Here is a 26,763-nt window from a genome sequence, read left to right on the forward strand (position 1 = left end):
CACCTTTTTCAACAACCCCCTCGAAGGCTACCGCACGCCCGTCCCAAACAAAACCACCCAAACCACCAAAAATAAAACCCCCAAAAGAGAGGGCGGGGCTAGAAAGGCATTGTTATGAAGAGAGGTAGGTTGACTAAGGAAGAACAGGAACGCAGAATCAAGTCTCTATTATTATTTATATATATCTTCAGGTATGCAACAAGGAAGCAGTTAGAAATATTTATTAAAGTGGTAATGAATTTATCTTCTACTCAATGGCTTATAGACTACTCCAAAAAAGCAGGTTTTATGGATTCTTATTACGAGCCTTTATTCAAGACAAAAATTTACCATTTAACTTATAAAGGCAGGGAGACAATCGGCGATCAGGCCCTGGTTGAACATTACCATTTTGAGAAGGCTCATGCCGGGTTAAACACCTTTATCCACCATAACAATATGATAGAAGCTTTTATATTGCTTAAAAGCCACCTCAACATCAAAGAATGGGTCTGCGAATGGGACTTAAGACGCGGCAAGCGGCCGGGTGAGAAAATCCCTGACGGCATGATAACTCTTGCCAACGGCATTAATATCGCTTTGGAAGTGGAGACCCGCTATAAGACGCTTGGGATCCTTAAGACATTTGTTAAGAAGTACCGCTACGATATAGAGAAGATTTCCAGGTACAACTGCCTCATGGTTATTGCCTCAAGCAGGTTCAACTATGAGGGGTTAAGAAGAAGATTTTATAATATCGCACCGGAATTCTGCCCAAGGTTCCTTATCCTGGCTGACCTGGGAATGCTTGAGCTGGGGATGTGTTATTTTCAGGGTAAAATGATACATATTGAAGAAGCAGTAAAGTTGTTAAAAGAAGGAATGCAGACTCATGGACAAACCGCTTAGCTTACAACAAAAGTTTATAAGGTTACTAATACTGATTCCGCTATTCTATATCGGTTTCGGCTGGTATATCGGTATCAACTACGGCAGAAAGGGTGCCATTTTGGGACCCTTTGAGAATATCCCTGTGTCAATGAGAACCAGTCTTTTAGGCACACCCCTTGATGATATCTCAGGCTCCAGCAATACCACCTTGGTAATGGTTGTATCACCGAGAGAAGCTGCTAATCCTGATCCAGAGGCGACCTATTTTAAGATAAAAGGTTATTTTGAAGTGCCGGGTACCTGGAACTTTGATTTTAACCCAACGGATGATGATACGTTTCTTCCCAAGACCTTCGCCATGACAGGAGAGTATTCCAGGGCTATAGTTCATGAGCTTAAAAACCCCAAGCGCAGGCTAGGGAGTCTGTCGGTAAGCGAGCTTAGCGATATGCTTAAGGCCGCAGGCAGAACCAAGGATGTATTAAGCTTAGCTCCCTATTTATTCCTTGAGAGACTTGAAAAGAAATATCCCTGGCTCTATTCTGACACTGTGCTTGTATCCAGAGCCATGGGGAATATCTTTAGAGACAACGGTTTTCCCTGGGATGTCTTAGGATTAATAGGGATAGTTGTTTTTTTTGCGGTCATGGCAACTAGGAGCTTTTGGTTGTGGTTTTATTACTTGTTTTGGGTATTTGCGCGCTGGTTTGGGAGAATCGGCTACCATGATATAAACTTGGCCTTTTCTAATGACGGCTGGCAGGCGATCCTCTGGAGCTTCTGGAACGGGTTTATTATGAGAGAAGGAAGGATATTTCTGGTTATTGCCTTTGGTTTGTCGGTTGTAGGTTTTGGCGCGCTCGGTCTTATCTATCTGGTCAAACACATAATCCCGCGCAAGAGACGGGAACTTGAGGATTTTCTGAAGGTAGATAAGGAGGAGCAAAAAAGAAAAGAGCTTTCTATCGAGACCGTTGAGTTTAGGAATGTCCATTTCGACATTAACAAAAAATTAAAGCAATACGCCAAGACGGACAAATACTTCTTGGCTGTCTCAGACGATAAGCAGGATATCGTGGTTGAGGAAAATATCCTTAACCGCCATCTGCACATCTTAGGGCCCACAGGAGGAGGAAAAACTTCTTTGGTCATACTGCCTTTAAGCAGGCAGGCGATTGAAAAGCAAAGGGGCTGCTGTTTTATAGATTTTAAGGGAGATGAAGTTTTTAAGAAGTATGTTCAGGCCCAAGCAAAAGAGAAAGGCAAAAAATTTTATTATTTCAGCATCGACCCTAATGAGCCGTCAATAGGCTATAATCCGCTTTCCTCAGGCGATATCCATTCTAAGGTAGACCGGATTATGACCGCCTTAGAGCTAATTTACCAGGGTCCGGCTGGTTTTTACTCTAATGTGCAAGCAATGGCCTTCATAGGATTATTAAAGGAAAAGATACAGGAAAACAAGGAGATAAATTTTCTTTCGGTAAAAGAGGCCTTGGAGAATCCGGCCTTTTTGGAAAGAACGGATGTAAGCACGCAGGAAGTTAAAGGCCTCCTGGCAGCAGTCTCCTGGGTTGCCGGAATTGATGTAATAAACCGCGACGAGCTTGATTTGGGTAAAGTGATTAAAGACGGCGATGTGGTATTCTTCGCCTTAAAGAGCCAGGTTAATACCAGATTAGCCGAGGCAATTGGAAGGATGCTGATAATTGACCTTAAGTGCCAGGCCGTATCCCGCAAGGAAACCGATCCGCCGTTTTTTATCTTTATCGATGAATTCCAAAATTTAGCCTGTACGCACTTTGTGGATGTAATCTCTAAGGTTAGAAGCGCCAATTTCTGCCTGGTATTGTCAAATCAGTCGCGGGGAAATCTTTCCAATGTGTCGAAGGCGTTTGAGAACGCGATTTTTACCAATACCGCCACAAAAGTAATCTTCATGCAGGAGGATCCTCTTGATGCAAGATTCTGGTCGGATAAGACAGGACAGACCACCTACCAGGATAAGACCGTGCTGCAGGTAGATAATATGAAGGATGATAAGGGAGGAGTTAAACTTGACGGATTAAGGAGCGCCCAGGGAAATATCCGCACCGCGGTTAAGAATTACATTTCAGAGAATGTGTTTTTAAGGCTGCCTTTTTCAAAGAGCGTTATTTTCCTAAGGGAAAAACTTACGGCAATTGCAAATCATGAGTTCTTATTCGATAAAAAGGAAAGAGACAGGCTTATCGCAAGCCCGTTTGAATATGACAATAAGATAAAGGAGGGATGAGCAATGTTTAAAGAAAAGTTTTTAATAAGGATTTTTGCGGTATTGTGCCTTGTGTTGGGGTTATCCATAATAGCTGCACCTTATGTTTTTGCCCAGATAAGCACAACCCAGGAGCAGCAGGTGGTAAGCGACTTTGCCACGTTCATCATCAATATCCTCACCGGCCCGGTATCGAAAATTCTGGGAGCGATACTTCTAATTGGCGGGGTAGTTGCGCTTCTAAACGGTAAGCAGGGTGTGGCTATTGCCTGCGGTTTCGGGTTTATGATCCTAATGTTTATACCAAAAATTCTGGAAGGGTTATTTAAGCAGTAATGAGAAAATGTCTGCGTACCATAGATAAACCGCTGCTTCTTTTCGGGCTTGAACCGGAAGATGTGGGGATGCTGGCTTTAGCCTGCGGCACAATGATACTTTTCTTTGATACCTTTTATGCGGGCGTAGTATTTTTTGGCGGCTGGTTATTCTTGAGGTTAATCAAACAAGGTAAGCCCCAGGGATATATCACGCACATACTTTACAAACATGGAGTAAAGATAAAGGGCTTGATTGATCCGCCAAAGAAAAGAGACAGGTATTCGATTTTTAGGGGAGAAAATTAAATATGCAGATGCAGAATTTCACAGTATTGGGGCTGCTGGCAGTAATATTGATTTTTAGTTTATATTTCCTGCCGACATTGATCGCTTTTTTACGACAGCATAAAAATAAGCTCGCGATATTTTTGCTGAATCTACTCCTGGGGTGGACTGTTTTAGGATGGGTGATATCGCTTGTCTGGTCTGTGATGAAATAACCGTAATAATTATTTTTGCAAAAAAGGCTTGACAAGTTTATGTTGTAATGTAAAATTAAATTTGACAATTCGGTAGTAATGTAAGACAGTCCTATTGAAGAACCAAGGGGCTGGTGTTTCTGAGGAAACTCTCAGGAATGCCAGCCCCTTTTTTTATTGCCTTTAAACTTTAATGACAGAAAAAACAAAAAGAACAGGCTTTATCGAAAAGTGGGCTAATGCAGAAAAGACTTCCGCATTTTTAGGGATTACGCTTTTTGCTGTGATTGCTTTTTGTATTGGGCTCTTGCTTACTTTGTTTAAGGTATCCACAAAGCCCCAGGCAATTTATTACATCCCAAGCGCACAGGAAGCAGGGATTGCATATCCAAACCGCATTGATAAATCAGTAGTATGCGGTTTTGCCTCAAACTGGCTCCTAAACCGCAACAACTTCACACCTCAAACAGTAAAAGACACCTACCAAAGAGCAATGCGCTACATGGCGCCTGAGCTTCTTTCCAGGACAAAGGCTTCCTTAGAGGATGAGATATCCCGGGTTGAGCGCGATAATATTTCATCGCTGTTTTCTTTAAGCAAAGATCCGGAACTGGAAGATTCAAACATTGATTTTAAAGTAACATTAACAGGAGAAAAGATTATTTTTATGGGCAAGGAGAAACTTGATGACCGTATTCTTTGCTACACAATTACCCTGCAGAGAATCCCGCCTATTGAAACCAACCCCTACGGCCTGGTGATTGCCGGGGTAAAACAGGAAGAGGTTGAGACAAAATGACGATATATAGGAAAAGCATTATTTTAATTGTTATTGCCGGGTTGTTTCTGATGGGGCAGATTAATATTTCAAATGCTTCGCCTTCCGGCGAAATCCCCGTAAGGCTAAAAACCGGAATGATTACAGAAGCAGAATTCCCGGAAAAAATTGCCAATGTTACAAAGAGCGTTTCAAGCGAGATCCTGCAGATTGAGACCTTGGGGAACAGGATTTTTCTTTTGCCCAGAGAAGACCTTGATACGCAGCTATATGTGGTTACCCAGGATAATGAATCATTTTGTTTGCATCTATCCATTGATGAAGCGCGGGCAGTGAGCAGGATAAAGGTCGGCAAACCTCGTCAGCAGGTAAACGAAGAAGAGAGCAGCAATACGGTCAATACGGTCGAATTAATGAAAGCCCTGCTTTCCGGAAGGCAGCCTTCAGGTTCGGTCAGCTCAGAGCCACAATCAAAAGAAATATTCAATAACTCTAAATTACGAATCGCGATAGATAAAATTTATGAATTCCCTAATAATGTAAAAGCCTTGTGTCTTACTTTTGAGAATCTAACCCGTAAGCCCTTGGTTGTGCCAATCGAACATATCGAGCTTCCGGGGTTGTTGGCTGTCAGCATTGATACCCAGGTGCTTGAGCCAAGGCCGCATGATGCCAAAAAGAAGACTTCAACTTACAGAGCAAAGGCATACATGGTTGTAGAAAGACTAAATCAATGAAGATACCTTTGGATAAGATACCCGGGTTTAACAAGCTTCCTAAGGTTGCTCGCGATAACCCTAAGTTTACTGTGGTAGTTGTTTTGATTCTCACAGTTGCGCTTACCTTTTTATTATTTGCAGGCAGCAAGGAAACTAAAGCGATAAGAAAAAGCCTTGATCTGGCGGCAGGCAAACAAGCCGTATCAGCTGTACAGGATAAAGACGTGGGCGTCTTAACAGGCTCGGTGGATACCAAGTCATATGTTAACCGCATTGAAAAGCAGTATTACGACATATCCTCAAAGTTTGATTCTCTGAATGACCGCATTGCTTCCTTGGAAAAAGGTTCGCAAGACTTGCGCAAGAACCTGACCCAGGTCAGTAAAATCATCATTGATCTTGATAAGAGGGTAACAGAGACCAATAAGCAGAATCCTGCTTTGTCAAAAAAAAGCATTGAGCGGGGGCAAAGCGTCGGTTCCTTAGAAGAGAATTTGATCGGCTCGCTCTCTGCGCCGCAAGCTGCCAAGCAATCGATTAATTTAGAGTCGGCTAAGATCGGCGAAATAAGAAGCGAGGAAAAAGCTCCCGGGAAGAGGTACGTTTATCTTCCTTTGGGCAGCTTTGTCAAATGCACTCTTCTTACCGGCGTTTATGCCCCTGCTAATGAAAGCAATCCTTTGCCGGTCCTAATCAGCGTGGATGAGGCTTTTTACGGCCCGAATAATACCAGGATCCCTCTAAAAGGAGCCTTTGCCATTGGCAAGGCAGTAGGAGATGTGGTTTCAAAGAGAGCAGTTATCCAGATTGTGAGTTTTTCAACCGTCCTGCCCGACGGCAAAGTCTTTGAGCATGAGGCGAATTTAGGATACTTGGCTGATGATGACGGACATTTGGGTATTCCAGGCGAGTTAATTTATAACACAGGAAAGCAGTTATCTTTAAATTTTCTTTCCGGATTCCTGGCAGGAGGGGCTGGGGCGCTTTCCGATTCGGAAACTTCTACCGTTGTCGGCGCCTATGGACAAACTTCCAAGAACGTTAGCGGAAACACCGGCCGTTATGCCATGTTTTCAGGCCTGGCTAACAGCGCGCAGGGGATGTCCAGCTATTACCAAAAACAGTTAGAAGCCATGATCCCCGCGGTAAAGATTGAAGCAGGGGAAAGGGCGGTTTTGGTTATCCAGAAAGGAGTGCAAATTGAAGGCCTTGAAGTTCCAAGCAGTAATTTTGGCTCTTTTGATGACTAGCGGATGCGCCGCTTCCAAAGGGCTAGTTAAAGAGAATCCGAGTAAGGTAGTGGATGTATATTTGCAAGCTGTCTCAAATGGCAGGGCCGATTCTGTTAATTATATAAAGGAGAATTTAAGAATAAACCAGGCGTTTGGCTATGTTAAGCCCTATGTGCCGGTAGTTACACCTGCTGATGTGCGTATGGTTTGGATTCCCAGCCACAAATCAAAGACGACTCCTGAAGTCCTGGTAGCAGGCCACTGGATTTATATTATGGTTAAAGAATCAAGCTGGTTTGTTGATAACCAGAGTAGTACTAATGCAAAGATTCCTTTGATAATGCCTTATAAGGAAGAGAACAAAAAATGATTAAGCGCCAAACTATAGAAGCATTGTTTGAAGAAGGGTTAGCTTTTACCGAGCTCTTGCCTTATTGCTCGCATGAGAACGGTTTCTTTATCTTAAGAGATGGAAGTTTGGGCCAGGCTTGGGAAATATCCTTAATTGAAACCGAAACCAAATCTTCTGCTTATTTGGAACAATTATCTCAAATGATTGAGGGTGTTATTATCCGGCTGCCCGAGAACTTGGTAAGCTGCCAGTTTATATTGATCTGCGATGAGGATTTCCAAGATGAGCTTACAAAATATACGGATTTTGCAAAAGGTTTTGATAATGAAATTATAAAACAGGCATCTACAGCAAAGCTTAATCATTTGAATCAAGGCAAAGCTGGGTTCTTTGAGCAGCATACAGGAGCATATTCTGCCAAGAGAATACGTTGCTTCTTTACCTTGCGTTACTTTACTTCCTGGACGCACGCAAACCTTGCTGAAAAGCTCAACTCTTATTTTTCCGGCAGGAATAGGATTAAGGACAGGTTCTCTAGTGATTTTCTTGTTCACTGCCAGAGTATGACCAGATTTTCTGATGTGGCCGAAGGAGTATTCAGGTCCTGCGAAATCAAGTTTTCCAAACTATCCGAAAGCGATCTATCTAAACTGCTCTATAAGTTGCTTAATCCTAAACGCACCAGAAGCCTGCCTATGCCGGTATTTAGAGAGTTCGAACCTTTAGAAGACCAGCTTTTATATAACTGCCCTAAGTCTTCTGGCGAAGGATTTGAGTTCGAGGAAACACTCTATAAGGTAATTACCTTAAAAGAGCTTCCTCTTTCCACGGAAACTGGTATGTTTACCGCGGAATTAACCAGAGGAACGCGTTTTTCCATACTCGACCTTTTAAAAGACTTTATCATGGTGATTAATTTTTATATTCCTAAGCAGGAAGAGGCAATAAGCAGAATTAAGATACAAAAAGCCTTTGCCTTTACTCAGCGCTCAAATCTCTTCGGCGATAAATCAGTCGAGGCTGTGGAGAAAAAAGAGGAGCTTGATTCTGTGATAAGAGAGACTTTTTCTTCCGGTCATAAGATAGTCTATCCTAGGATTCACTTTATCGTTTCCGGAGATTCAAAAGAAAAATGCGAGACTTCCATTGCCAATATTCTGAATATGCTCTCGCGCATGGGCTGCGAGGGGTTAAAAGAGGAAATAATCGGCGCATCATTATTCTTATCGTGTTTGCCTTTATGTTTTGACCACACCTTTGAAAGCTTTGTGAAGCGCACCCGGCGCATGATCTCAAGTAATTTGAGCGATATGCTTCCTCTATACGGCTCAGTCAAAGGCACACCTACTCCAGCGCAAGTATACCTGAATAGAAGAGGCGAGCCGGTATTCTGGGATTTCTTTGACTCCAATACCAACCCGCACGCAATCATTATCGGCGCATCAGGCGCGGGGAAAAGTTTTTTTGTGAATGACTTCATTTTGCAGAACTCAAGGTTGGATGCTCACTTCTTTGTTTTGGATAAAGGAGATTCCTACAGAAAGTTATGTCAAATCTTAGGCGGCCAGTACATCAGGTTTGAACTGAATAACCCTGTAACCATAAATCCTTTTTTAAAAGAACCGGACCCGGAACATATGTCTTTTCTGGTAACAGTATTGTCCGAAATGTGCTCAGGAGGAGATGACCGGGAGCGTCTCTTCAGGGAGCAGGAAAGTGTTTTACAAAAGGCAGTCGCAGCAAGTTACCAGGAAAGAAAAAATCCTGAACAGGAAGTAACCTTATCTGATGTCGTAGAAAAGCTAAGAAGCCATGCCTGTAACCGCGGGCTTGGCACAGGAGAAAATATCGGTATAACCCTCGCTTTAAAGTTGCGGCCTTTTACCAAAGAGGGGCAATTCGGAAGGTTTTTTGACGGTCAGAATCAATTTAACTTGGGAACTAGATTCACGGTGTTTGAACTGGGGAATTTAAGCGCTCATTCAGATTTGCAGCTCGTGGTTCTTCTAAACATCATGTATTTTATCACCAATTTTGTTTCATCGCCTGAGATGAAGCCTAAGCGTAAATTCCTGCTCATTGATGAGGCCTGGAGTCTTTTAAGATTAAAGAACACCGCTGAATTTATTACTAATTCCTTTAAGACTTACCGTAAATACCGCTGCTCAGCTGTAGCCATAACCCAGGAGATAGCTGACCTTGTGGGAGCAGCATCCGGTATTGCCATTCAGGCAAACGCAGCGAATAAAGTCTTTTTAAAGCAAGAGCCGAATGTAGTTGATTCTCTAAAGACATTCGCATCTTTAACCGATAAGGAAATAGAACTTTTAAAGTCTGTGGAGACCCAAAAAGGCAAATTCTCAGAAGCGCTTTTAATTTCGGACACATCCCGTGGCGTGATCCGTCTTGTGCCTGATCCGTTTCTTTACTGGATAGCCACAAGCGATGCCAAAGACAATGAATATCTGGAAAATAAATTGCAAAATAATTCGGGGAATTATCTGGAAGCAATTAACGAATGTATAAAGGAGCGTAGATATGGATTACGTTAAAAAGTTTTTAATAGCGAGTTTTATCCTGTTTCTTGCTGGTTGTTCTACTTTTGGCGGAAAAAGCAAAAGTTTTGAAGCAGGCTATCGCGAAGGGGCCAGAGAAAATATCCAGGAGTTCGCAACAAACTTCTACGGGAATGATTTCCCTTACTTTTACTGGCAAAGCCCGATTGTGCAGAATGTAAAAATTCCGGCGCATATTGAAAACGGCGTATTCGTGCCGGAACACAATGAACCGGTAGTAATTGACGCTGCCCAGTGGCGTAAGGGTGAAGGATATCCCATAAATTGTCCTAAAGATAAAGAAAATAAACCAATAAAAAAAGAAGGAGGAGAGCCTTATGCGTTTAATTACTTTAATATCGCTAATCGCGATATCACTGTGTACCCCGAGTCTTTTACTTGCGCAAACACATCAGCAGAAAACAAAGATTCTCATTGAGGAATGGAAACAAATAGAGAAACCGCAAGTAACTGCTGCCAGCGAAAACAAAGCCCCTGAAGAGGCGGCTAAGCCAAAAGTAGAGCCCCCTAAAGTCCAGCTGCCGGAAGTCTTTAATAAAAAGATTACTCTGCGTACCCAGGGAGTAAACTTAAAAACAATCGTTTCCAAAATAGGTGAGATAACCGGTTATAACGTAGTCTATGATCCTGAAGTTGATCCAAACGTAAGTGTTTCGCTTGATACTCAGGATGTTCCGGTCTGGCGGTCATTAAACACCATGCTTTTCCCTTTGAACTACGGCTTTAAGGTAAAAGATAAGGACTTGGTGATCCTTGCCAAAGAAACGCGCACCTTTAAGCTGACCTTGCCGCCTAATACCCAGACTTTCTCTGACACTATCAGCAATGAATCCTGGACAAAGTCTGATGATACAACCACGAACAGCGGCATTAGCAATAACGCCAATAATAACAATTCCAATATGAACGTCAAGGTAGGGGCAAGGGTTTTTGTGGAGAGTAGGGAAGATGCTTTATCTTTCTGGAAAGATATAGAGTCAAACCTTGCAAAAATGGTTTCGCAAAGCGGTAAGTATTCTTTTAATAAGCTCGCAGGCCTGGTTATTGTTACAGACTCTCCGCAGGTACTGGATAAAATCGCAAGCTACATTGACTTGGTAAATCTTGAGACTAACAAGCAGATCCTGGTTGAGGTAAAGATATTGGAGGTGACACTTTCCCGGGAGAACACCTTTGGCATTGACTGGAACGCCATTTACAAAAACTTGGGAGATATAAAGCAGTTAAGTTTATCTTCTAACTTTGCAGCCCAGGGTATTACTTCGCCCGGGTTATTCACCTTAACCGCAACAGGTCCTAAAGATGATTCAGGGACAGTTTCTAACGGATTGAGTGGGTTGATTAAAGCGCTGCAGTCGCAGGGTAAAGTAGAAGTGGTCTCGCAGCCAAAGATAATGCTCTTAAATAACCAGGCAGCCATGGTGCAGGTAGGAACAGTAACCAGCTATGTGGCCAATACCACAACCACGACGACCGGAACAGGTGTAGCTGCCACAAGCGCTACCACTGACCAGGTTCAGGAAGGAGTATCTTTAAGGCTGATGGCCAGCATTCTGGATGACCGGATTCTTGTCCAGCTTACGCCGGTAGTGACTACGCTGGATGCTATAAGAAGCATTGACATGGGCCAGGGCACAACCATTGAAGCGCCCAAGACCTCAACCAAGTCTATGCACACCCTGGTTAAGATAAAGGACGGCGACACCATTGCCGTAGGAGGACTGATTACCTCGAATGACAAGATAGACGAAAAAGGCATCCCGCTTTTACGCAGCCTGCCGTTTGTAGGCAGATTTTTTGAATATAAAAGTAAAACCAATACCAGGACAGAGCTGGTAATTTTCATAACCCCTAAAATATTACAAAGATGAACTACCTAATTTTTGATAATGATGTTTATTACGATTTAGACGGAAAAAACGGTATCGCTCCCAAAAGCGATATCCAGGCTGTTTTTAAGGGCACATCCATGGAAACTCAGGTATTAGTCATTGATACTTTACAGAAGCAGGTGGCTGCTCCAGAAAAAATCCCTTTAAGGCGAGATGAGGTTCTTTCTTCAGCTTTTACTGGCGAATACCTGACGCAGGCAGAGCGGATATCCGAAAACCTCTTCCAGGTCATCGCCGTTGAGAAGCCCAGGATTAACGAGGTTTACAAAATCTTGGGTTTTGAAAATGTCAAGCTGCTTATTCCTTATGCGGTTGCCTTAAGGGAATTCCTTAAGGTCAATAACCTGCTTGATGATAGGAAAAAGGTAGTGTTTCTGGATCACTTGGGCGACCAGGTGCTGCTTACGATTTTTAATAAAGGAATATTTACCACTCCGCGCAGGCTCACGAAATTTTTAAAGACCATCAGTACCGAATTGAAACGAAGCGAAGAGCACTATAGATCCCAGAATAAAAGCGATGAAACAATAAAGTTTTTAATCATTACCAACAGCAAAGAGATACTTGATGAGATTGTTTTAGGAGGAGGTGAAACTAAAGACAACATTGTTTTTGTTGAAGATACCTATCCGGCCTTAATCGGCTTAAAGCAGGGTAAATTCTCCATGCACTATATGCTGCCTGAGCAATTTATCCGCTTAAGAGAGCTGGAACTTACCAAGAAGAGGGTTTTTAAGCTTGGGATAATGCTGGGAATACTGGCAATATTCATGGCTTTAGTTTTAGGAGTTTTTAGCATAAATAGAACAGCGGCTCAGCGCTTGAAGAACCTGCAGCTTGAGGCAGCTTCCTTGGACAGGTCGCTTGAGAAAGATTACTCAGCAAAATACAAAGATATTTTAAGAAAAGAGAAAAAAGTAAATTTCCCCTATTACCTTAATTCTTTTCTTAAGACTCTGCCGTCGGATTACAACCCGGAATTAATCAGCATAAGAGAAGTATCAGCCGGTCGCTACAGGTTTGAAGCGCTAATCTCTCTTGACGGGAAGGATAGGCCTTTTAGCAAGATGCGCCTATCCAAGGTTTTTAAGGGCGCTAAACAAGAGAACATTTTGGTTAAAGACAACCCGGGGTTAAAGATTACCCTGGATATACCATAAAACAAGAAGGAGGTGGATGAAATGTCGTTTATCATCGGAAAGTTAACTCGCAAAGTAAGCAAGCAGCATAATGAGTATTATGTCGGGAAAATCTGTAACTTGCCGGTAAGGGCATCATGGACAAAAAAGAATCAGGATGACCTGTGTATATTCCTGGATCTGGAGAAAATTAAATTTCTCTCAGAGCAGAATAAGCCCGAAAGCGGCCCGGCTGCTGCTCCCAGCGAAGAGCAGCATCAGTAACACTATAAAAAGAGGCGGGTGAGCCAGCCGGATTATTTTAGGATCCGCTGGCTTTCCCTTAAACTAATAAACCTATGAGAAAAATAACCCTGATTTTTATGATTTTGCTTTTGGTTTTAATGGCATTGCTGTGGAATCTTGCTTCAGACATAAATACGTTTAACAGTGGGATAAAAAACTCTGTCAGTAAAATCAGCCAAATCAAGAAGGAAGAGGCTGGTTTAGTCAAATATAAGAGCGAAAAGCCCCTTTACCTGGAAAAGTTTTATCTGGAGGTATTTGACGATATAAAAGAGATTTCCTTTTATTACCGTGCGCCTGTTGAAGTTAAAATTGTAGCCGCAAAAAACTTGGTAAATATACGGAATTTCTTCAGGGAGTCCCGGTATAAGGGGATAAAGCAGGTTGATATTACCTGTTCTTTTGACTTGAGAAAACAACGCAATACGTATTTGCTCGATACGCTTTATAAAGTGCTGAAATCCAGACCCCTTAGCGTCATGGATGTGTGTTTGGAAAAAGGTTTCGTTTCTGTAACCATGCGGCTATACGGAATCTAAAAAGAAGGAGGAAAGTGAAAAATGAAGAAGCTATTGTTTTTAGCAGTATTTGTTATGGCTGTGGCAGGGTTTAAGTCTGGCTATTGCCAGGATAATCTCTCGGCAATAGATAAGATTGACAATAAAACAAAGGCGCAGGCTCAGGCGCAGGCAGATAAAGCCCTTCCTAAGGGAGAGGCCTCTGTTCAGCCTGTAGCAGCTCAAGAAGAAGTAAAGCCTGCCGATGATCTCGGTGAGCAGGAATTAGAGAATATGAAGGCTTACCGGGAGGCTTTAGAAAATAAGCAGAATGAGCTTGAAGTCATTAAGCTCGATCTTGAGAAAAGCGATCTTCTCTTAAAGAAGAGGCAGGCAGAAAAAGAGATCTTTGAAATCGACAAATCTCTTCCCCAGGGAAAAGGAGACGTTTCTTCTGTAGTTCAGGGAGAAAAAGCTGCCTTGGTGGATCCGGCGGATATTAAATTGCGGCTTTTGGTTATAGCGGATGACTTAAAAGAAGGTCAAATCACTCTTAAAAATTCTCCTTATATTTTTAAGGAAGGAGATTCTGTTACTTCAAAATTGGCTGTGGAGAGAATCGAGGCAACGGGAGTTACTTTTAAACAGGTTGACGGGAGCAGTTTTAAACTTAATTTCATAAACTAAAATGCCGGTACAGGAAATAGGGAATATCCTTTTAAGCTCTAAAGTAATCACTAAGGAACAGCTTGAATTTGCCCTGGCGATGCAGAAAAGCTCTAATGGCGGCCAGCGCTTAGGCAGGATTCTTAAGTATTATAATTTCGCAACTGATGAAGATATCGCTCAGGCTCTGGCTAAGCAGGTAGACTGGAAGTATTTTGACAAGAAGTATGTCTTGCATCTTCCCGTAATTGAAAAGATCGGCTTGGATTTACTCATAGACAGAGTATTTGTGCCTGTTGAAGTAGAAGATGAACTTGCTTTTATTTTCGCCTATCCTTTTGATATCGAAGCAACTGATCTTTTAACAAGCCTGGGGCTGCGCGACAAAGAGTTTTATATCGGAAGCGAAGGCACAATCCGGAGGCACCTTGAGCTGTTAAAGAACAAGAAGATAAAGCGGGAGATTGACCGCAAGATAGGCGCGCTTAAAGAAAGAGGCGTTGTCGGCGATGAGTTAAAAGAGCTTTTGAATGAGCTCTTAAATGACGCCATCATCCACAATGCCACTGATATCCATATTGAACCGGAAGAAAAAGTATCTACCATACGTTTCAGGATTGACGGGATACTTTATTTTAAAACCTGGATACCGCTTGAGGTGCACAATAACCTGATAAATGTGGTATTCAGCCGGGCAGAGATTACTGTTTCGGATTTTTATCGTTTCCACGATGCCAGGTTCCAGCACAATTATTCTGATCATTCTGTGGATATCCGGGTATCAAGTATTCCTTCGGTTTTCGGGCCTGCGCTTGTTTTAAGGCTTTTAGATGTAAACAAAACCCTGATTACCTTAGAGAATCTCGGGTTTGATGAGCTGCATTATGACAATATCAGCCGTATAGTCAAAAAACCCCACGGCATTGTCATTATTACCGGCCCCACTGGAAGCGGCAAGACTACCACACTCTATGCCATCTTAAACCAGCTCAAGGATATTTCCACAAAAGTATTGACCATTGAGGATCCGGTAGAGATTAAGATGCCGCTCATAAACCAGGTACAGATTAACGAGAAGCAAGGCATAAGCTTTGCTCATGCAACACGCGCCTTCTTAAGGCATGACCCGAACATCATCTTAATCGGCGAAATCCGGGATCCTGATACGGCAGAAGAAGCAATTCGCGCGTCTATTACCGGACACAGGGTGCTTTCAACATTGCATACTAACACCGCGGTAGATTCCATTTACAGGCTCAAGGATTTAGGCATAGACCTGTCTTATATCGCAAACAGCGTTCTTTGCGTGATTTCCCAGAGGTTAATCCGTAAGTTATGTCCTTTCTGCAGAAAGAAGGTCAAGGTTAAAAAAGATAATATTCCTGATTCTTTTAAGCAGCTCCTTCTTGGCGAAAACGAGAATGAAATTTCTCTCTACAAAGCAGACGGCTGCGAGCACTGCCTGTCAGGATACAGAGGCCGTACTGTGATCGCTGAAATCCTTGATTTTGACGAGGAAATCAAGGACATGGTTGTTTCCGGAAAACTTGATCAGATAAGGCATAAATGGAGAGAAAAGGCATATTTGACTTTGGAACAGGACACAGGAGCGCTTCTCTTAAAAGGTATAACCTCTATCGAAGAGGCAGAAAGGATACTCGGATAAATATGTATTACAGATACAGCGTATTGACTCCAACTGGCAATGAAATCGGCGGTTTTGACCAGGGCTCATATGCCGAGATATCGAATAGGCTGAAAGAAAAGAATTATTACATCCTGTCAATGGAAGCGGATTTCTTTAAGTCAGTAAAGTTTGTTTTGGAAAAGAAAACTATTAAACCTCAGATTCTGTCTATATTCTTTGAAGACCTGGCAAATATGCTTAAGACCGGCATTGCCATGAATGAGGCGATAAGCGCTCTGCGCGAGTCATCTATTGACCGGTCATTGGTCAGAGCCTTATCCAGAATCGAAAACGATCTTGCCAATGGGTTCGCTTTATCTAAAGCCTTTGAGAAGACAAAAATCTTTCCGTGGCTGGTTTTGAATACGCTTAAAGTAGGAGAGAAGTCTGGCAGCTTAGAGCAGGTATTTATTGATCTGGCAAAATATTATTCCAGGGAGGCGGAATTCCTGCACAGTTTAAGGAATGCTGTGATTTATCCTGCGGTAGTGTTCTGTATGCTTATCGGAATCATGTTCTATGTATCATTCAAGGTAATCCCGCATCTGGAAGCGCTTCTGCCCATAAATGGCAGAAGCTATTTTTCTACCAGACTGCTTTTGTTCTTAAGCCATGCCTTAAAGGATTACTGGTTTGTATGCCTGTTGTTACCTCTCGCGGGTATCTTTGTTTACTCAAGATTTAGAAAAAGTTCAGTTGAACGGATAGCTTCTTACTATTATAAAATTCCGCTCTTTGGCCCGGTTGCCAAAGACGCAGCCTTCAGCGCGTTTTTCTCTAACCTTGCAGTGTTACAGCGAAACGGCATCAATATTACTGACGCGCTAAGTTTAATCGAAGAGACTACTTCTTATCAGTTTTTGGCCAGGAAGATCGGTAAGCTTAAGGATTACATCGCAAGCGGATTAAGCTTCTGGCAGGCACTGCAGAAAGATCCTTTCTTTCCGTCGTTTATTTATTATTCGGTAAGAAAAGGTGAAGAGATGGGTTCGCTTGATGAGTATCTGCAGAATCTTTCCGGTTATTATTTTGAGAAGGTTTCCCGGCGCACGCGCATAATTTTAAGTTTTATCCAGCCAGTACTTCTCATATTTTGTGCCTTAATTCTATTATTTGTCGTCTCGGCATTCATCATGCCGGTTTACAGCAATCTATCCAACATTGCAGGAGGCAATGTTAAGTTTTAGGAGGAAGGGAGGTGAAGAGAGAATGAGGTTAAGGAGCAAGAAAAGCGGTTTTACGCTGATTGAACTGGTCCTGGTCATAAGCATTATCGCGCTTTTGATCATGGCTGTGGGTTTAACCAGCGGCATCAGGGAGAACGCCAAGGTGCACTCGGCTTCTGAATCGGTCAAGTCGTTAAGGACCGCTGCGGAAAGTTACATTGCAGCAGGTTCCATGACTTATACCGGTATCACCGTAGCAGGACTGCAGACGTCAGGATTCTTGCCTGCGGCATTCAGTGCAACAGGCTCAAATCCCTGGGGCGGTAACTACGTCATAGCCCCGAACACAGACGCCAATAAGGTGGATATTTCACTTACCGGCGTAAGCGCTTCTGCGGCGTCGCGCCTGAGCGCCTTGTTTTCGAACAGCGCGGCAGCAACAGGCTATGCATCTGAAACATGGACAATAACGTTCTAACTAAAAGGAGGGGTTTTAGTCTAGCAGAGCTTAGCCTTGTGCTTATGCTGGCAGGGGTATTTGTTGCCGCAGCGTTTTATTCTGCGGCAAAAATACGCCAGATTGCTCAAGCCGAAAGGGTAATCGCAGAGCTCGATTCCATCGCTCTGGCAAGTACCAGGTATTACAGCGAGCATGGGGCGTGGCCGGCGGCTTTAGCCGACCTGCGCCCCAGCTACCTGGCGCAGCAGTCAAGCGATGTTAATCCTTTTGGCAATGCTTATGCGATTAGCTCTAATACATCCAGCGTTTCAATATCCACACTCCTGCCAAAAGGTCTGATTACTTCTAAAAGTTATGGCAGCGAGATTGTAGTTGTAAACCAAGGTAATAACGATCTGGTAAGTGTCAGCAAGGCGCCGGAATCAAGAACATGGAAATTAAAATATGAGAAAAAATACATCTATCACCAATAAAAAGGGTTTTTCCTTAATTGAACTCTGCATTGCGCTTGGGGTTCTGGTAATTTTGACCTCATCCATTACGCCTGTTTTTATAAAGAGAATCCAGATTAAGGCTGGGGAAAAGACTGCTCTTGAGATGTCCACAATAGAGCAGGCAGCATTAGCCTATTACGTAACTAATAACGCCTGGCCCGCAAGCATCGTGGCATTACAAACTGCAGGATACTTAAATCCTTCCTGGAGCGCAATTAATCCCTGGCAGAATGCTTATACCATTTCAACGACTAACAGCGCTTTTACAGTCTCAACCACTGTGCCGCAGGAGTGGACAAGCCTTGTGGCAAGGGATCTGCCTACCAGTTCCATAGCCGGTCTTGTTGTCGGCAGCACCGTGCCTGCGCCCGGAAGCGAAAACAATACTCTTTCTATAGGTTCAATTATTATCTGGTCCGGTACAGTCGCTTCCATACCAACAGGCTGGCAGCTTTGCGACGGCACTAATGGCACGCCTGATTTAAGAGATAAGTTTGTGGTGGGGGCACGGCAGGATTCAGGCGGTACAGCCATGACTACTGTATCAGGGGGCCTTACCAAGACAGGTGGAGAGGCAAAGCATACTATGACCATTGCTGAAATGCCACCGCATTCACATAGTTATCGCTGGTGGGCCTATTGGTATTTTTCAGGCAGCTCTGAATTGGCCGCGAAAGGCAGTTTTGATGACAACCGTCAAACTAGCACTGTGGGGGGTGGGCAGCCCTTTAACGTGCTGCCGCCTTATTATGCGCTCTGCTTCATAATGAAAATCTCTTAAAGCAAATGATCTCTAAATTAAAAAGGGTTTTTAGCGTTGTTTTATTCCTGTTTGTTTTATTAGGCAAGGCTTTTGCTCTTGAGTCTACAGACATCCTGGGACTAGTGAGTTTAAACTGCATTGACCTAAGGGTAATCGGCGTCTGCGTAAATCCTATTGGTATTCCCGGGATCATTATCATGTATTGGGAGCCAGTTTTGCTTATTGAGACTGTTAAACGTCCAGGGGACACGGTAATAGATCCACTAAAGCCAGTTATTACGGACATGGCTTCCCAGGGAACTAAAACTCTAATGTCCGGGCTTACAGGACTACCGGTGGTTGTTTCAAGCGGGTCCAGCTCCAGTAAGATAACCGGTACAAACTTGCAGTTTAATGAAGCGCATGTATATGAATTTCCTTTTAGGGATGAAATAATGTCCTTTATTGATATGCAGTGCCCGGATAAGCTTCCTACCGGTTCTTTTATCAAATATCTATCTGAATTGGATTCTGCGGAATGGCGTATAGGCGCTATAGAAGCTTTGCATCCTAAAAGTATTGCCTCGGCAGCAAGCGGTTTAACCTGCGCTGCCACAGGTGCTTTCTTGGATGATCTATGCATGGGATTCTGGGGAGCAACTTATCCTCGCAGAGGTTTTGTTACGCATCAGAGCGAAGTTGTGGGAAGCGCAATAGCCGCAACCAGGGCGGTAAGCATTGCTTCGCTTTTAGGCTCTGCATCGCATATTGTCTTAGAGACTACCGGTTTTATCCCGTCTTTTGAGGCCGATAAGCTGGAGTTGATTTATCCTAATCCATCCGGATGTATCAAAATAGGCCAGCATCCCGCAACTTGGGAATCTGGTAAGTTGTCTGCTTCCGGAAAATACCTCTGGGTATATTGGAGAAGAAGAATATGTTGTATTTATTAAGTGTGATTCTAAGCATTTCCTTATTATTGAATCCCGCCTCTGTTGTGGCGGGCTTTTTTGATGAGAAGGATGCTTTAATACAGCAAAGCGAATGCAACAATTGTCAAAGCGATCCGCTTAATCTAAATCCGGATTTAAAAGATAAGGTTGCTGCGATAGAGAAGAAGATTTCCAGCAATCTTAATAAAAGTAACAACGCTAATGAGATTACTTTGTTTATTGATCTTAGCGACAGTTATTTTGACCAGGTGGTTAATGGTTTAATTAAATTTAAGAATGATAATCCCGGCTGGGCAGTTAAGGGAGTTATTACTGGACGCAGAGATAGTTTAAAACAAAAACTGCTTACAAAGCAGAAATTCTTCAGCTCTGGTATTGAATTTAGTATCGACCTAAGCGGTAACCTCGCAAAAGAGTTTAATATTATCAAGACGCCGGTTTATTTGATTACCCACAATGGTAGCCAGCAAAAACTAACTGGATTATCCGATTTTAATGAGTTCATATCAAAACTTGATAAATGAGAGTATTTATTCTTGTGCTTATTATTTTTTTATCGCATCTTGCTTTGGCAAAAGCAGAGACTGTTTTTAGGTATGAACGGATTGATTTTTTCCAAAATACGGAGACACAAAAAGAACCAACAACTGATACCAACAGTTCCCCTGAAGTTATTCCAGATGAATGGGCTGAGCCGATAATCAGCCCAACAGGACAGGTAACTATTTATTTACCGCCCAAGGAAGTAAGGGATTTCCTTAATAATCCTGATCCGGAAAACGCCAAGGCATATCTACAATGGAACCTAAAAAGAATTAAAAAATTCCTTTTAGCGCAGGAGTTATTAAGAAAAGAAGCAAAGGAGCTTGAAGTAATGAAGGAAACAGAGACTCTGCTTGAGTCTAATGAGACTCTTAAAGATTCAGGCAACGATGTTAAAACCGGAACAGGGTACCTTTTTTATTTTATGCTCAAAGGCTGCCCGACTTGTGAAAAAGAATCCCGAGTAATAGAAGATATCTATCTTAATTATCCTGAAATCAGGATTGAGGCTTTTGCTAAAGGATTTTCCGATCGGGAATTAGAAAACTTCAGATTCTCAGCCAGGCAGGACAACGGCATGAGCAGCCTATTTAAGGTTGAGTCGTATCCGGCTATTGCTGTATTTAACAAAAAAAATAAAAGGTATTTCCTGTCAGGGTATATGGACAAGGACAGGATACTCAATTTGTTCAAATGAAAAAACTAATTATTCTTTTTGTTTCAGTTTTGCTTCTAAATAGCATAAGCTATGCCGATATTTTTTCTAAGGATGATAGCACTAATCCTTATACCATAGATAGCGCGATATCCGAAGATAGATCCGGCTTCTATTACCGGGGAGGCCTGGATTATCATCCTAATGTTCCGCCTGATGAGCCGGGAGTAGGGTATTCCATACTTAGCGGCTCAAAAGGATGCAGCGGTTTTGACCTTGCCTCAAGCTTTAACAGTGTCCTTTCCGAGCAGATCCTTGCTGATTATATGAAAGGCATATCTAGCGAAGCTATGGCAGCTGCACCGATGCTGTTGTTAGAGTATGTTTCGCCGACACTAGCTGATATCATCAAGCATTTTAACGCCATGACCAATATGCGCCTAGGCCTAAGATACGCCCAGTGCGAAGATATTGAGAAGGCAGCCGGTGAATACATGGATAAGCTTAGGAAGAAAAGCGAAAGTGAGTGCGTTAAGGAAAAAGTTGGTACAGGGTTAGATATCGATAGCGCGCTTAAAACCTGCAAAGAGAACAAGGACCCTTTTGCCTTCCTGAAGAATGCTGAAGGCATTCCCTTGGCACAGGGAGGCAAAATAGACGTACTCTCAGATATATTTAAGAGGATAAGCATTCCTGATGAGAGAAAGGATTTCGTCAAATCAGTAGTAGGGGAGACCACTATCACCGCATCCCAGATTGAAAACAATAAAGGAGAAAAATCCATCTATAAAGTGAATGATGAATTCAGAACCGATACTTCGAATAAGCTATTTTCCCTTACAGACGAATATCTGAATTCAAAAGCTGTATCTGCTGATTCCTTAAAAGAGCTTTCTCTGCCCAATAATCCGGTGACAGAAGAACAGATTAGAAACATTACCTTAATGCCCAAGGCAAAACAGTATATTGCGGTTTCCAAGATCTCATCAGATATAGCTTATTTTAAGACCATTGCACAATACAGGCAGGCAATGGATGATCTCTTAGAAGCTATGCGCGCGCCAGGCTTAGATGATGTGCAAAGAGGGGTACTTGAGCGAGATTACAATTACCTCAAAGAGAAACTAGAGAGATTCAGAGAAGAAAGGGAGATTTACAAAGATTACAATGAAGCTGTGGCTGGTATTCTTTCCGAGTCAGAAAAAGAAAAGCTTAATACCATTATCAACGATGACGCAAGCACAACTTATTTTGACGAAAATAACGAAGCGCAGGATAAAAAGGAGATGTATCTGCCGCAGGAGAATAATTAAAGATTTAGATGATTTTTTAGCTGATATCATAACCGGACAAATTTCTTGACAATAAGTGTCATATGACATATTATAGGTGTCAAGAAAACCAGGTAAAGGATGGATATCATGCTGAAAAAACTTCTTGGCTCAAGAATCAGGATCAATATATTAAAACTTTTTATTTTTAATCCCAAGAAAGAATACTATGTTAGGGAAATCGAGCGTTTAATCAATGAGGCGTTTGACCCTGTACGCAGGGAATTGATCCGTCTTGAATCAACCGGGCTTTTGAAAAGCCGGATTTCGGGCAGGCAGAAGTATTACTCCATTGATTCGGCGCATACTCTTTTCCCCGAAGTAAAATCAATGATCTTGAAGACAGTAGGAATTGGTGATACGATAAAAAATGCCCTGGAAGATAGAAACGATGTCAAAATTGCTTTTATTTACGGTTCCTACGCAAAAAACAGCGAAGATCTGGAAAGCGATATAGATATATTTGTCATAGGCGATATATCCAGCAAGGACCTGCAGGAAGATATATCCGGAATTGAAAACCAGGTTAAGCGTGAAATAAACCCTACTATTTATTCTATATCTGAGTTAAAGGATAAATACAGAAGCAAAAATCATTTTATATCCAGCGTATTCAAGGAACCAAAAATATTTTTAAAGGGAGACGAGAATGGCCTTAGAAAACTGGTTTCAGGCAGGTAAACTTGTTAAGCATAGCGTAACCGAAGAAGAGATATCGGCAATTCAGGGTGTAATTGAAAGGAATTTCCGTGACGCTTGCGTAAAGGGCCTTTCCAGCGATCAGAAATATATCCTTTCGTATCAGGCAGCGTTTGAGGGTTCCCTGGCGCTTATCAAATGTCATGGTTTCCGGCCTATTAAAGCGGGCCATCATTACATTGTCTGGCAGTGCATCAAAGAGGTCTTAGGGGAGAAGTCCCGGAAGCCAATACTACTTTTTGAAAACGCTGCCAAAAAAAGAAACAAACTAAGCTATGACATCGCAGGCCTTGCCTCTCAAAAAGAAGCAGATGAAATGTTTCAGGAAGCGCGCGATTTCGTAACACTTCTTAAAGAAGAAATAAAGAAGATTCAACCTGTTTAAATTTTGAGTTAACCTTCCAATTATTGTCCCTAGCCCTCTAGTCAGCTCTAGAATTTTCCCGATCCGTCTTTTATTTCTACACACTCTAACCGCTACTTCAATCAAGCATTTCCTTTCTTGCTTTTTTGTTTCTCCTTGCCTCATTTTGTAAGCCTCTTTCTTTTTATCCGCCTACAATAACCCAATCCTGACTTTTTTCAAGAAAATCCTTTGGAAAAATTCATCTCTACCTTGCACTTGTGGTCTGCCTCAAGCTGCAAGGTATTTTTTTAAAACCCTTGCGGGGAGTCTCAATTTTTCCAAAGGACTCCCAGGAAGGTCGTGCGCTTGGCGCTTACTCCCTTCGGGCACTCCATGTTTTCTTGACAAAAGACCGTATTTTTCTGGTTTGCCTGAAAAATACTTCATATTCTTGGGTTTTATCTCCGGCGTCAAAAGAAAGGAGGCTTACATGAGCCAAGTAAAAACAAAACAAAAACAAGCACGAAAGGAGGTGAAAACCATGATTGAAGTAGCCAGAGTCTATAAAGTCGAAAAAGACGAAGGCACTCTTAAGGCCTTTGTGGACATTAAAGTCGCAGATGCGGTTTTAATCAAAGGCATCAGAGTGCTGGCAAAAAAGGACGGTAGCGGTCTGTTCGCAGCCATGCCATCCCATTTAGGCGGTGACAATAAGTATTATGACACCGTCCAATTCTTAACGCCTGAGGCAAAAAATGAATTGCAAGAAGTGGTTCTTGCAGCCTACGAGGCATAAAAGAATTTAAAATTTTAAAGCTGTCCTATCGGCTATACGGGGAGAAAGGCAGAATAAAATGAACTTAGAAGAACTGAAAAACGAGAAAACCACAGTGACCATTGTGGGAGAAGAGGTAGAGGTAAAAAGGGGCGATTCTGTAAAGGACACCCTAACAAGGATCCTTAAGGAAAAGGGAATCGACTCCTTTACCATCTTAGTTGATGGGGAAGAGGTCACTTCTACCGACAACCTACCTGCGACCTTTGACGGCCATGACATTGAAGTCGAAAGATACGTCAAGGCAGGCTGCTAAAAGCAAAAAGCTAAAAAAGAGAGGGAGAGAAACTTTTTCTCCCTCTCTTAAAGCTTCAAAGGAGCTGTCTAAAATGATAGATACGGAACTAATCATAAGGGCTAAGAAAAAGTCGACTCTGATTGAGAAAATTGATGAGTCTTGGCGGGAATTTACCCAGAGCTTAAAGGAGGGTATTTTTACTGTTCCCTTTACCGGAGGCTATAACTGTATGATAAGGGAAGACGATATGCTTATTGAAGGCTATTCCGGGCCCTTGCTTATAGACAAGCTTTATTATAAGCATAAAACCTATTCTTTAAAGATGCCTGTCAAATATTACCCTTATAAGATTTACGGCATCTATGACCAGAGAGGATGTTTTATTTCTTTTGTCTCTGAGCCGGAAATAGGTTTTCACTATCTGGGGATGACTGACAGGGGCCATGATATCTGCACCGGTGAAATCCAATACCTTAACCCGGAATCCTTAGGGCTTTTGAAGGAAGCCTGTCTCAAGATAATCAAATCACTCCGGGTAATCAACCTTGAATCTTTAGGGACAGTGATCTTGCCGGAAGCCTTCTCAAGTCTTCGGAACATTTTATCAAATAAAGATAAGGATGTATCGTGTAAATTTGAGGAATTAAACGGGCAGGGCTTAATTGAGCCGATTATATAGGAGGGAAGAACTATGCCAGAACAAGCTATTTATGAAAGACAGAATTTGTTAGACGGTTTACATGTCCCGCAGATTGCTTCAGTTGTGGGATGCGGCGGAACGGGTTTTTGGACTGCGCTTCTTCTTGCCATGTCAGGAATAGAAGAACTGATTTTAGTTGATTCCGACATAGTTGAGGTATCAAACCTCAACAGGCTCCTTTTAGAGGAAAGCACTGTCGGCAAGAAGAAGGCAGTGGCCTTAAAAGAACTTATTTCCAGAGTAAGAAAAGGGATAAGAGTTGAAATTCAGGATTCGCGCATTGAAAAACCCATAGACTGCCAGATTTTGCGAGGCGACGTATTCTGCTGCACGGATAACTTAAAAAGCCAGCAGATAATATGCGCTTTCTGCAAGAAGAATGATTTAGGCTACCAAAGGATAGGCTATGACGGCACAATCCTGAATGTCTCAAAGACTTTTCCGTTATCTCTGGAGAATAAAGAAGAGGAAAGCGGTTATACAGTTACCCCTTCCTGGGTAATACCAGCGGTACTGGCCGCGGCAGCAGGGGTGTCATCCCGGGCATATAAAGAGCTCTGCCTTATGGATGACCTGGGAAAACTCCATATTCAGAAGTCTTCCCACATCTGCCCCAAAATCTTAGATGACGCAAGAAATGAGGGAGAGGAAAACATTCTGGATAATATCGAAGACCATATACCGGATGGTTACGGATATTGCAGCGATTGCTCGCAGTGCAATGACTGTGACAGAATAGATCCCGACAGCTCTGATTATGGCTATTGTCCTGACTGCGAAGAGCGTTATAACGAAGATGAGATAGAGGAGATCAAAGAAGAAGCTCGTGATGAGGAACATAACAAGATAATTGAGCAGATCAAAACAAACACTTTTAAAGACAAAGCACTTTTAGAGATTTTGCAGAATTGGAAGAAAAATAAAGGAGGTCCGATATGTTTACTTTAGAACAAACTGCGGAAAAGAAGAGTAATATCCTTGACGTAAAGGTAAAAAATTACGGCGAATGCGGTTTTTGCGCTGAACATGACCACAAAGAAACCCTCAAGATTCCCTGGAGTATCTGGAGCCAGTGGCAGTATATCAGTCAACGCATGGGCGACAAGGAGTGGGGAGCTGTGTTCTGGGTAAAGGATAATACCATAACCAGCTTTAAAATTCCTAAGCAGGAGGTTGGCTCTGTCGATTGCGAATTTAAAGAAGAATTGGGAGGAGACGGTATAATCCACTCGCACCACGACATGGGAGCGTTCCATTCTTCGCAGGATGACGCCCACGCGCGTAATCTTTACACTTACAGTATTGTAATCGCCAATGCCAAAGGCAGTGTAGCCACAAAACGGGTAAAACTGCCCTGTAACGGCTTTGGCTATGTAAAGATTCAACTCCAACTGGTTGATTTGCCGGAAATAGATCTTTCCAAGATAAATGAAAAAACACGGGAATTGGCTTTTGAACCTTCGGCAACGTTTGAAGAAGAAGAGAATCCCTGTGAGGTTTGTGAAACAGCGGATTGCGAAAATTGTCCTCACATAGGTATGCCTTATCTTGCTTGTCAGGCATGTGAGGATTTTAAATGTAAATCATGCAAGCAGACCGCAGGATTAAATATTCAGGGAGTGCTTCCGTTCTGTGAAGTCTGCAACGGAGCTGATATATGTTCTTCCTGCGAAAGAATAGCCAAATACTTCAAGAATTACCCAGAGGATAAAGGCCGTGTGCAAATCCCAGCGTAAACCATGTTTAATTACCCTAAATCGCCCCGCCCTCTCTTTTGGGGGTTTTATTTTTGGTGGTTTGGGTGGTTTTGTTTGGGACGGGCGTGCGGTAGCCTTCGAGGGGGTTGTTGAAAAAGGTG

The 26,763-nt window shown here is 42.6% G+C and carries 32 protein-coding genes; all 32 read left to right on the top strand.

What is annotated here, in order from left to right:
• The first annotated feature begins 114 nt into the window (after nucleotides 1-114).
• On the top strand, nucleotides 115-888 hold the full coding sequence (locus C4533_00005) for a hypothetical protein (protein RJP29995.1): 774 nt from the start codon (nucleotides 115-117) through the stop codon (nucleotides 886-888).
• Nucleotides 872-3,145: a hypothetical protein gene (locus tag C4533_00010; protein ID RJP29996.1), complete on the top strand. Its 2,274-nt coding sequence runs from the start codon at nucleotides 872-874 to the stop codon at nucleotides 3,143-3,145. Before C4533_00005 ends, C4533_00010 begins: the two co-directional genes overlap by 17 nt.
• Nucleotides 3,146-3,148: 3 nt before the next feature.
• Nucleotides 3,149-3,460 (top strand): hypothetical protein, encoded by a 312-nt coding sequence (locus C4533_00015; GenBank protein RJP29997.1) that lies wholly within the window; start codon nucleotides 3,149-3,151, stop codon nucleotides 3,458-3,460.
• Nucleotides 3,460-3,747, top strand: coding sequence for a hypothetical protein (locus C4533_00020; protein RJP29998.1), 288 nt, complete (start codon nucleotides 3,460-3,462; stop codon nucleotides 3,745-3,747). The genes C4533_00015 and C4533_00020 overlap by 1 nt, the downstream gene beginning before the upstream one ends.
• 8 nt (nucleotides 3,748-3,755) lie before the next feature.
• The gene (locus C4533_00025) at nucleotides 3,756-3,941 is read left to right on the top strand and encodes a superinfection immunity protein (GenBank protein ID RJP30025.1); all 186 of its coding nucleotides are present in this window, start codon (nucleotides 3,756-3,758) and stop codon (nucleotides 3,939-3,941) included.
• Between the two features lie 172 nt (nucleotides 3,942-4,113).
• Nucleotides 4,114-4,719 (top strand): hypothetical protein, encoded by a 606-nt coding sequence (locus C4533_00030; protein ID RJP29999.1) that lies wholly within the window; start codon nucleotides 4,114-4,116, stop codon nucleotides 4,717-4,719.
• Nucleotides 4,716-5,435 carry a hypothetical protein gene (locus C4533_00035; protein ID RJP30000.1) on the top strand — a complete coding sequence of 240 codons (720 nt, stop codon included), beginning with the start codon at nucleotides 4,716-4,718 and terminating at the stop codon, nucleotides 5,433-5,435. The genes C4533_00030 and C4533_00035 overlap by 4 nt, the downstream gene beginning before the upstream one ends.
• On the top strand, nucleotides 5,432-6,667 hold the full coding sequence (locus C4533_00040; protein ID RJP30001.1) for a hypothetical protein: 1,236 nt from the start codon (nucleotides 5,432-5,434) through the stop codon (nucleotides 6,665-6,667). The genes C4533_00035 and C4533_00040 overlap by 4 nt, the downstream gene beginning before the upstream one ends.
• On the top strand, nucleotides 6,660-7,019 hold the full coding sequence (locus tag C4533_00045) for a hypothetical protein (protein ID RJP30002.1): 360 nt from the start codon (nucleotides 6,660-6,662) through the stop codon (nucleotides 7,017-7,019). Before C4533_00040 ends, C4533_00045 begins: the two co-directional genes overlap by 8 nt.
• Nucleotides 7,016-9,553 (top strand): hypothetical protein, encoded by a 2,538-nt coding sequence (locus C4533_00050; GenBank protein RJP30003.1) that lies wholly within the window; start codon nucleotides 7,016-7,018, stop codon nucleotides 9,551-9,553. Before C4533_00045 ends, C4533_00050 begins: the two co-directional genes overlap by 4 nt.
• Nucleotides 9,540-9,995: a hypothetical protein gene (locus C4533_00055; protein RJP30004.1), complete on the top strand. Its 456-nt coding sequence runs from the start codon at nucleotides 9,540-9,542 to the stop codon at nucleotides 9,993-9,995. The genes C4533_00050 and C4533_00055 overlap by 14 nt, the downstream gene beginning before the upstream one ends.
• Nucleotides 9,895-11,448: a hypothetical protein gene (locus C4533_00060; protein RJP30005.1), complete on the top strand. Its 1,554-nt coding sequence runs from the start codon at nucleotides 9,895-9,897 to the stop codon at nucleotides 11,446-11,448. Before C4533_00055 ends, C4533_00060 begins: the two co-directional genes overlap by 101 nt.
• Nucleotides 11,445-12,629 carry a hypothetical protein gene (locus C4533_00065; GenBank protein ID RJP30006.1) on the top strand — a complete coding sequence of 395 codons (1,185 nt, stop codon included), beginning with the start codon at nucleotides 11,445-11,447 and terminating at the stop codon, nucleotides 12,627-12,629. Before C4533_00060 ends, C4533_00065 begins: the two co-directional genes overlap by 4 nt.
• Nucleotides 12,630-12,650: 21 nt before the next feature.
• Entirely contained in the window at nucleotides 12,651-12,872 is a 222-nt protein-coding gene (locus tag C4533_00070; GenBank protein ID RJP30007.1) for a hypothetical protein, read from the top strand.
• Nucleotides 12,873-12,946: 74 nt separating this feature from the next.
• Nucleotides 12,947-13,432 carry a hypothetical protein gene (locus tag C4533_00075; protein ID RJP30008.1) on the top strand — a complete coding sequence of 162 codons (486 nt, stop codon included), beginning with the start codon at nucleotides 12,947-12,949 and terminating at the stop codon, nucleotides 13,430-13,432.
• Nucleotides 13,433-13,453: 21 nt separating this feature from the next.
• Nucleotides 13,454-14,077, top strand: coding sequence for a hypothetical protein (locus C4533_00080; protein RJP30009.1), 624 nt, complete (start codon nucleotides 13,454-13,456; stop codon nucleotides 14,075-14,077).
• A gap of 1 nt (nucleotide 14,078) precedes the next feature.
• The gene (locus tag C4533_00085; protein RJP30010.1) at nucleotides 14,079-15,722 is read left to right on the top strand and encodes a type II/IV secretion system protein; all 1,644 of its coding nucleotides are present in this window, start codon (nucleotides 14,079-14,081) and stop codon (nucleotides 15,720-15,722) included.
• A complete protein-coding gene (locus C4533_00090; protein RJP30011.1) occupies nucleotides 15,623-16,930 on the top strand; it encodes a type II secretion system F family protein in 1,308 nt (435 codons plus the stop codon). The genes C4533_00085 and C4533_00090 overlap by 100 nt, the downstream gene beginning before the upstream one ends.
• Before the next feature lie 22 nt (nucleotides 16,931-16,952).
• Nucleotides 16,953-17,387 carry a type II secretion system protein gene (locus tag C4533_00095; GenBank protein ID RJP30026.1) on the top strand — a complete coding sequence of 145 codons (435 nt, stop codon included), beginning with the start codon at nucleotides 16,953-16,955 and terminating at the stop codon, nucleotides 17,385-17,387.
• On the top strand, nucleotides 17,369-17,842 hold the full coding sequence (locus C4533_00100; protein RJP30012.1) for a prepilin-type N-terminal cleavage/methylation domain-containing protein: 474 nt from the start codon (nucleotides 17,369-17,371) through the stop codon (nucleotides 17,840-17,842). Before C4533_00095 ends, C4533_00100 begins: the two co-directional genes overlap by 19 nt.
• On the top strand, nucleotides 17,814-18,644 hold the full coding sequence (locus tag C4533_00105) for a prepilin-type N-terminal cleavage/methylation domain-containing protein (protein ID RJP30013.1): 831 nt from the start codon (nucleotides 17,814-17,816) through the stop codon (nucleotides 18,642-18,644). The genes C4533_00100 and C4533_00105 overlap by 29 nt, the downstream gene beginning before the upstream one ends.
• A 5-nt stretch (nucleotides 18,645-18,649) precedes the next feature.
• Nucleotides 18,650-19,558 carry a hypothetical protein gene (locus C4533_00110; GenBank protein RJP30014.1) on the top strand — a complete coding sequence of 303 codons (909 nt, stop codon included), beginning with the start codon at nucleotides 18,650-18,652 and terminating at the stop codon, nucleotides 19,556-19,558.
• Nucleotides 19,543-20,082 (top strand): hypothetical protein, encoded by a 540-nt coding sequence (locus tag C4533_00115; GenBank protein RJP30015.1) that lies wholly within the window; start codon nucleotides 19,543-19,545, stop codon nucleotides 20,080-20,082. Before C4533_00110 ends, C4533_00115 begins: the two co-directional genes overlap by 16 nt.
• Nucleotides 20,079-20,798, top strand: a complete 720-nt coding sequence (locus C4533_00120) for a hypothetical protein (GenBank protein ID RJP30016.1) — start codon at nucleotides 20,079-20,081, stop codon at nucleotides 20,796-20,798. The genes C4533_00115 and C4533_00120 overlap by 4 nt, the downstream gene beginning before the upstream one ends.
• Nucleotides 20,795-22,069, top strand: a complete 1,275-nt coding sequence (locus C4533_00125) for a hypothetical protein (protein RJP30017.1) — start codon at nucleotides 20,795-20,797, stop codon at nucleotides 22,067-22,069. Before C4533_00120 ends, C4533_00125 begins: the two co-directional genes overlap by 4 nt.
• A 99-nt stretch (nucleotides 22,070-22,168) precedes the next feature.
• The gene (locus C4533_00130) at nucleotides 22,169-22,768 is read left to right on the top strand and encodes an ArsR family transcriptional regulator (protein RJP30018.1); all 600 of its coding nucleotides are present in this window, start codon (nucleotides 22,169-22,171) and stop codon (nucleotides 22,766-22,768) included.
• Nucleotides 22,737-23,171: a hypothetical protein gene (locus tag C4533_00135; protein ID RJP30019.1), complete on the top strand. Its 435-nt coding sequence runs from the start codon at nucleotides 22,737-22,739 to the stop codon at nucleotides 23,169-23,171. The genes C4533_00130 and C4533_00135 overlap by 32 nt, the downstream gene beginning before the upstream one ends.
• A 451-nt stretch (nucleotides 23,172-23,622) precedes the next feature.
• Nucleotides 23,623-23,928, top strand: a complete 306-nt coding sequence (locus C4533_00140) for a septation protein spoVG (protein RJP30020.1) — start codon at nucleotides 23,623-23,625, stop codon at nucleotides 23,926-23,928.
• A gap of 58 nt (nucleotides 23,929-23,986) precedes the next feature.
• Complete coding sequence (locus tag C4533_00145; protein RJP30021.1) at nucleotides 23,987-24,223, top strand: hypothetical protein; 237 nt, start codon at nucleotides 23,987-23,989, stop codon at nucleotides 24,221-24,223.
• Between the two features lie 73 nt (nucleotides 24,224-24,296).
• Nucleotides 24,297-24,884, top strand: a complete 588-nt coding sequence (locus tag C4533_00150; GenBank protein ID RJP30022.1) for a hypothetical protein — start codon at nucleotides 24,297-24,299, stop codon at nucleotides 24,882-24,884.
• A gap of 12 nt (nucleotides 24,885-24,896) precedes the next feature.
• Complete coding sequence (locus C4533_00155; protein RJP30023.1) at nucleotides 24,897-25,853, top strand: hypothetical protein; 957 nt, start codon at nucleotides 24,897-24,899, stop codon at nucleotides 25,851-25,853.
• Entirely contained in the window at nucleotides 25,841-26,641 is an 801-nt protein-coding gene (locus tag C4533_00160; protein RJP30024.1) for a hypothetical protein, read from the top strand. Before C4533_00155 ends, C4533_00160 begins: the two co-directional genes overlap by 13 nt.
• Nucleotides 26,642-26,763 lie beyond the last annotated feature (122 nt).

The sequence above is a fragment of the Candidatus Omnitrophota bacterium genome (assembly GCA_003598025.1).
In the GTDB taxonomy this organism is placed as follows: Bacteria; Omnitrophota; Gorgyraeia; order Gygaellales; family Profunditerraquicolaceae; genus Profunditerraquicola.

Bases quoted from the DNA above. Each gene is read 5' to 3' on its own strand.
- C4533_00005 (RJP29995.1), top strand. From the start codon at position 115: ATGAAGAGAGGTAGGTTGACTAAGGAAGAACAGGAACGCAGAATCAAG.
- C4533_00010 (RJP29996.1), top strand. From the start codon at position 872: ATGGACAAACCGCTTAGCTTACAACAAAAGTTTATAAGGTTACTAATA.
- C4533_00015 (RJP29997.1), top strand. From the start codon at position 3,149: ATGTTTAAAGAAAAGTTTTTAATAAGGATTTTTGCGGTATTGTGCCTT.
- C4533_00020 (RJP29998.1), top strand. From the start codon at position 3,460: ATGAGAAAATGTCTGCGTACCATAGATAAACCGCTGCTTCTTTTCGGG.
- C4533_00025 (RJP30025.1), top strand. From the start codon at position 3,756: ATGCAGAATTTCACAGTATTGGGGCTGCTGGCAGTAATATTGATTTTT.
- C4533_00030 (RJP29999.1), top strand. From the start codon at position 4,114: ATGACAGAAAAAACAAAAAGAACAGGCTTTATCGAAAAGTGGGCTAAT.
- C4533_00035 (RJP30000.1), top strand. From the start codon at position 4,716: ATGACGATATATAGGAAAAGCATTATTTTAATTGTTATTGCCGGGTTG.
- C4533_00040 (RJP30001.1), top strand. From the start codon at position 5,432: ATGAAGATACCTTTGGATAAGATACCCGGGTTTAACAAGCTTCCTAAG.
- C4533_00045 (RJP30002.1), top strand. From the start codon at position 6,660: ATGACTAGCGGATGCGCCGCTTCCAAAGGGCTAGTTAAAGAGAATCCG.
- C4533_00050 (RJP30003.1), top strand. From the start codon at position 7,016: ATGATTAAGCGCCAAACTATAGAAGCATTGTTTGAAGAAGGGTTAGCT.
- C4533_00055 (RJP30004.1), top strand. From the start codon at position 9,540: ATGGATTACGTTAAAAAGTTTTTAATAGCGAGTTTTATCCTGTTTCTT.
- C4533_00060 (RJP30005.1), top strand. From the start codon at position 9,895: ATGCGTTTAATTACTTTAATATCGCTAATCGCGATATCACTGTGTACC.
- C4533_00065 (RJP30006.1), top strand. From the start codon at position 11,445: ATGAACTACCTAATTTTTGATAATGATGTTTATTACGATTTAGACGGA.
- C4533_00070 (RJP30007.1), top strand. From the start codon at position 12,651: ATGTCGTTTATCATCGGAAAGTTAACTCGCAAAGTAAGCAAGCAGCAT.
- C4533_00075 (RJP30008.1), top strand. From the start codon at position 12,947: ATGAGAAAAATAACCCTGATTTTTATGATTTTGCTTTTGGTTTTAATG.
- C4533_00080 (RJP30009.1), top strand. From the start codon at position 13,454: ATGAAGAAGCTATTGTTTTTAGCAGTATTTGTTATGGCTGTGGCAGGG.
- C4533_00085 (RJP30010.1), top strand. From the start codon at position 14,079: ATGCCGGTACAGGAAATAGGGAATATCCTTTTAAGCTCTAAAGTAATC.
- C4533_00090 (RJP30011.1), top strand. From the start codon at position 15,623: ATGGAGAGAAAAGGCATATTTGACTTTGGAACAGGACACAGGAGCGCT.
- C4533_00095 (RJP30026.1), top strand. From the start codon at position 16,953: ATGAGGTTAAGGAGCAAGAAAAGCGGTTTTACGCTGATTGAACTGGTC.
- C4533_00100 (RJP30012.1), top strand. From the start codon at position 17,369: ATGGACAATAACGTTCTAACTAAAAGGAGGGGTTTTAGTCTAGCAGAG.
- C4533_00105 (RJP30013.1), top strand. From the start codon at position 17,814: ATGAGAAAAAATACATCTATCACCAATAAAAAGGGTTTTTCCTTAATT.
- C4533_00110 (RJP30014.1), top strand. From the start codon at position 18,650: ATGATCTCTAAATTAAAAAGGGTTTTTAGCGTTGTTTTATTCCTGTTT.
- C4533_00115 (RJP30015.1), top strand. From the start codon at position 19,543: ATGTTGTATTTATTAAGTGTGATTCTAAGCATTTCCTTATTATTGAAT.
- C4533_00120 (RJP30016.1), top strand. From the start codon at position 20,079: ATGAGAGTATTTATTCTTGTGCTTATTATTTTTTTATCGCATCTTGCT.
- C4533_00125 (RJP30017.1), top strand. From the start codon at position 20,795: ATGAAAAAACTAATTATTCTTTTTGTTTCAGTTTTGCTTCTAAATAGC.
- C4533_00130 (RJP30018.1), top strand. From the start codon at position 22,169: ATGGATATCATGCTGAAAAAACTTCTTGGCTCAAGAATCAGGATCAAT.
- C4533_00135 (RJP30019.1), top strand. From the start codon at position 22,737: ATGGCCTTAGAAAACTGGTTTCAGGCAGGTAAACTTGTTAAGCATAGC.
- C4533_00140 (RJP30020.1), top strand. From the start codon at position 23,623: ATGAGCCAAGTAAAAACAAAACAAAAACAAGCACGAAAGGAGGTGAAA.
- C4533_00145 (RJP30021.1), top strand. From the start codon at position 23,987: ATGAACTTAGAAGAACTGAAAAACGAGAAAACCACAGTGACCATTGTG.
- C4533_00150 (RJP30022.1), top strand. From the start codon at position 24,297: ATGATAGATACGGAACTAATCATAAGGGCTAAGAAAAAGTCGACTCTG.
- C4533_00155 (RJP30023.1), top strand. From the start codon at position 24,897: ATGCCAGAACAAGCTATTTATGAAAGACAGAATTTGTTAGACGGTTTA.
- C4533_00160 (RJP30024.1), top strand. From the start codon at position 25,841: ATGTTTACTTTAGAACAAACTGCGGAAAAGAAGAGTAATATCCTTGAC.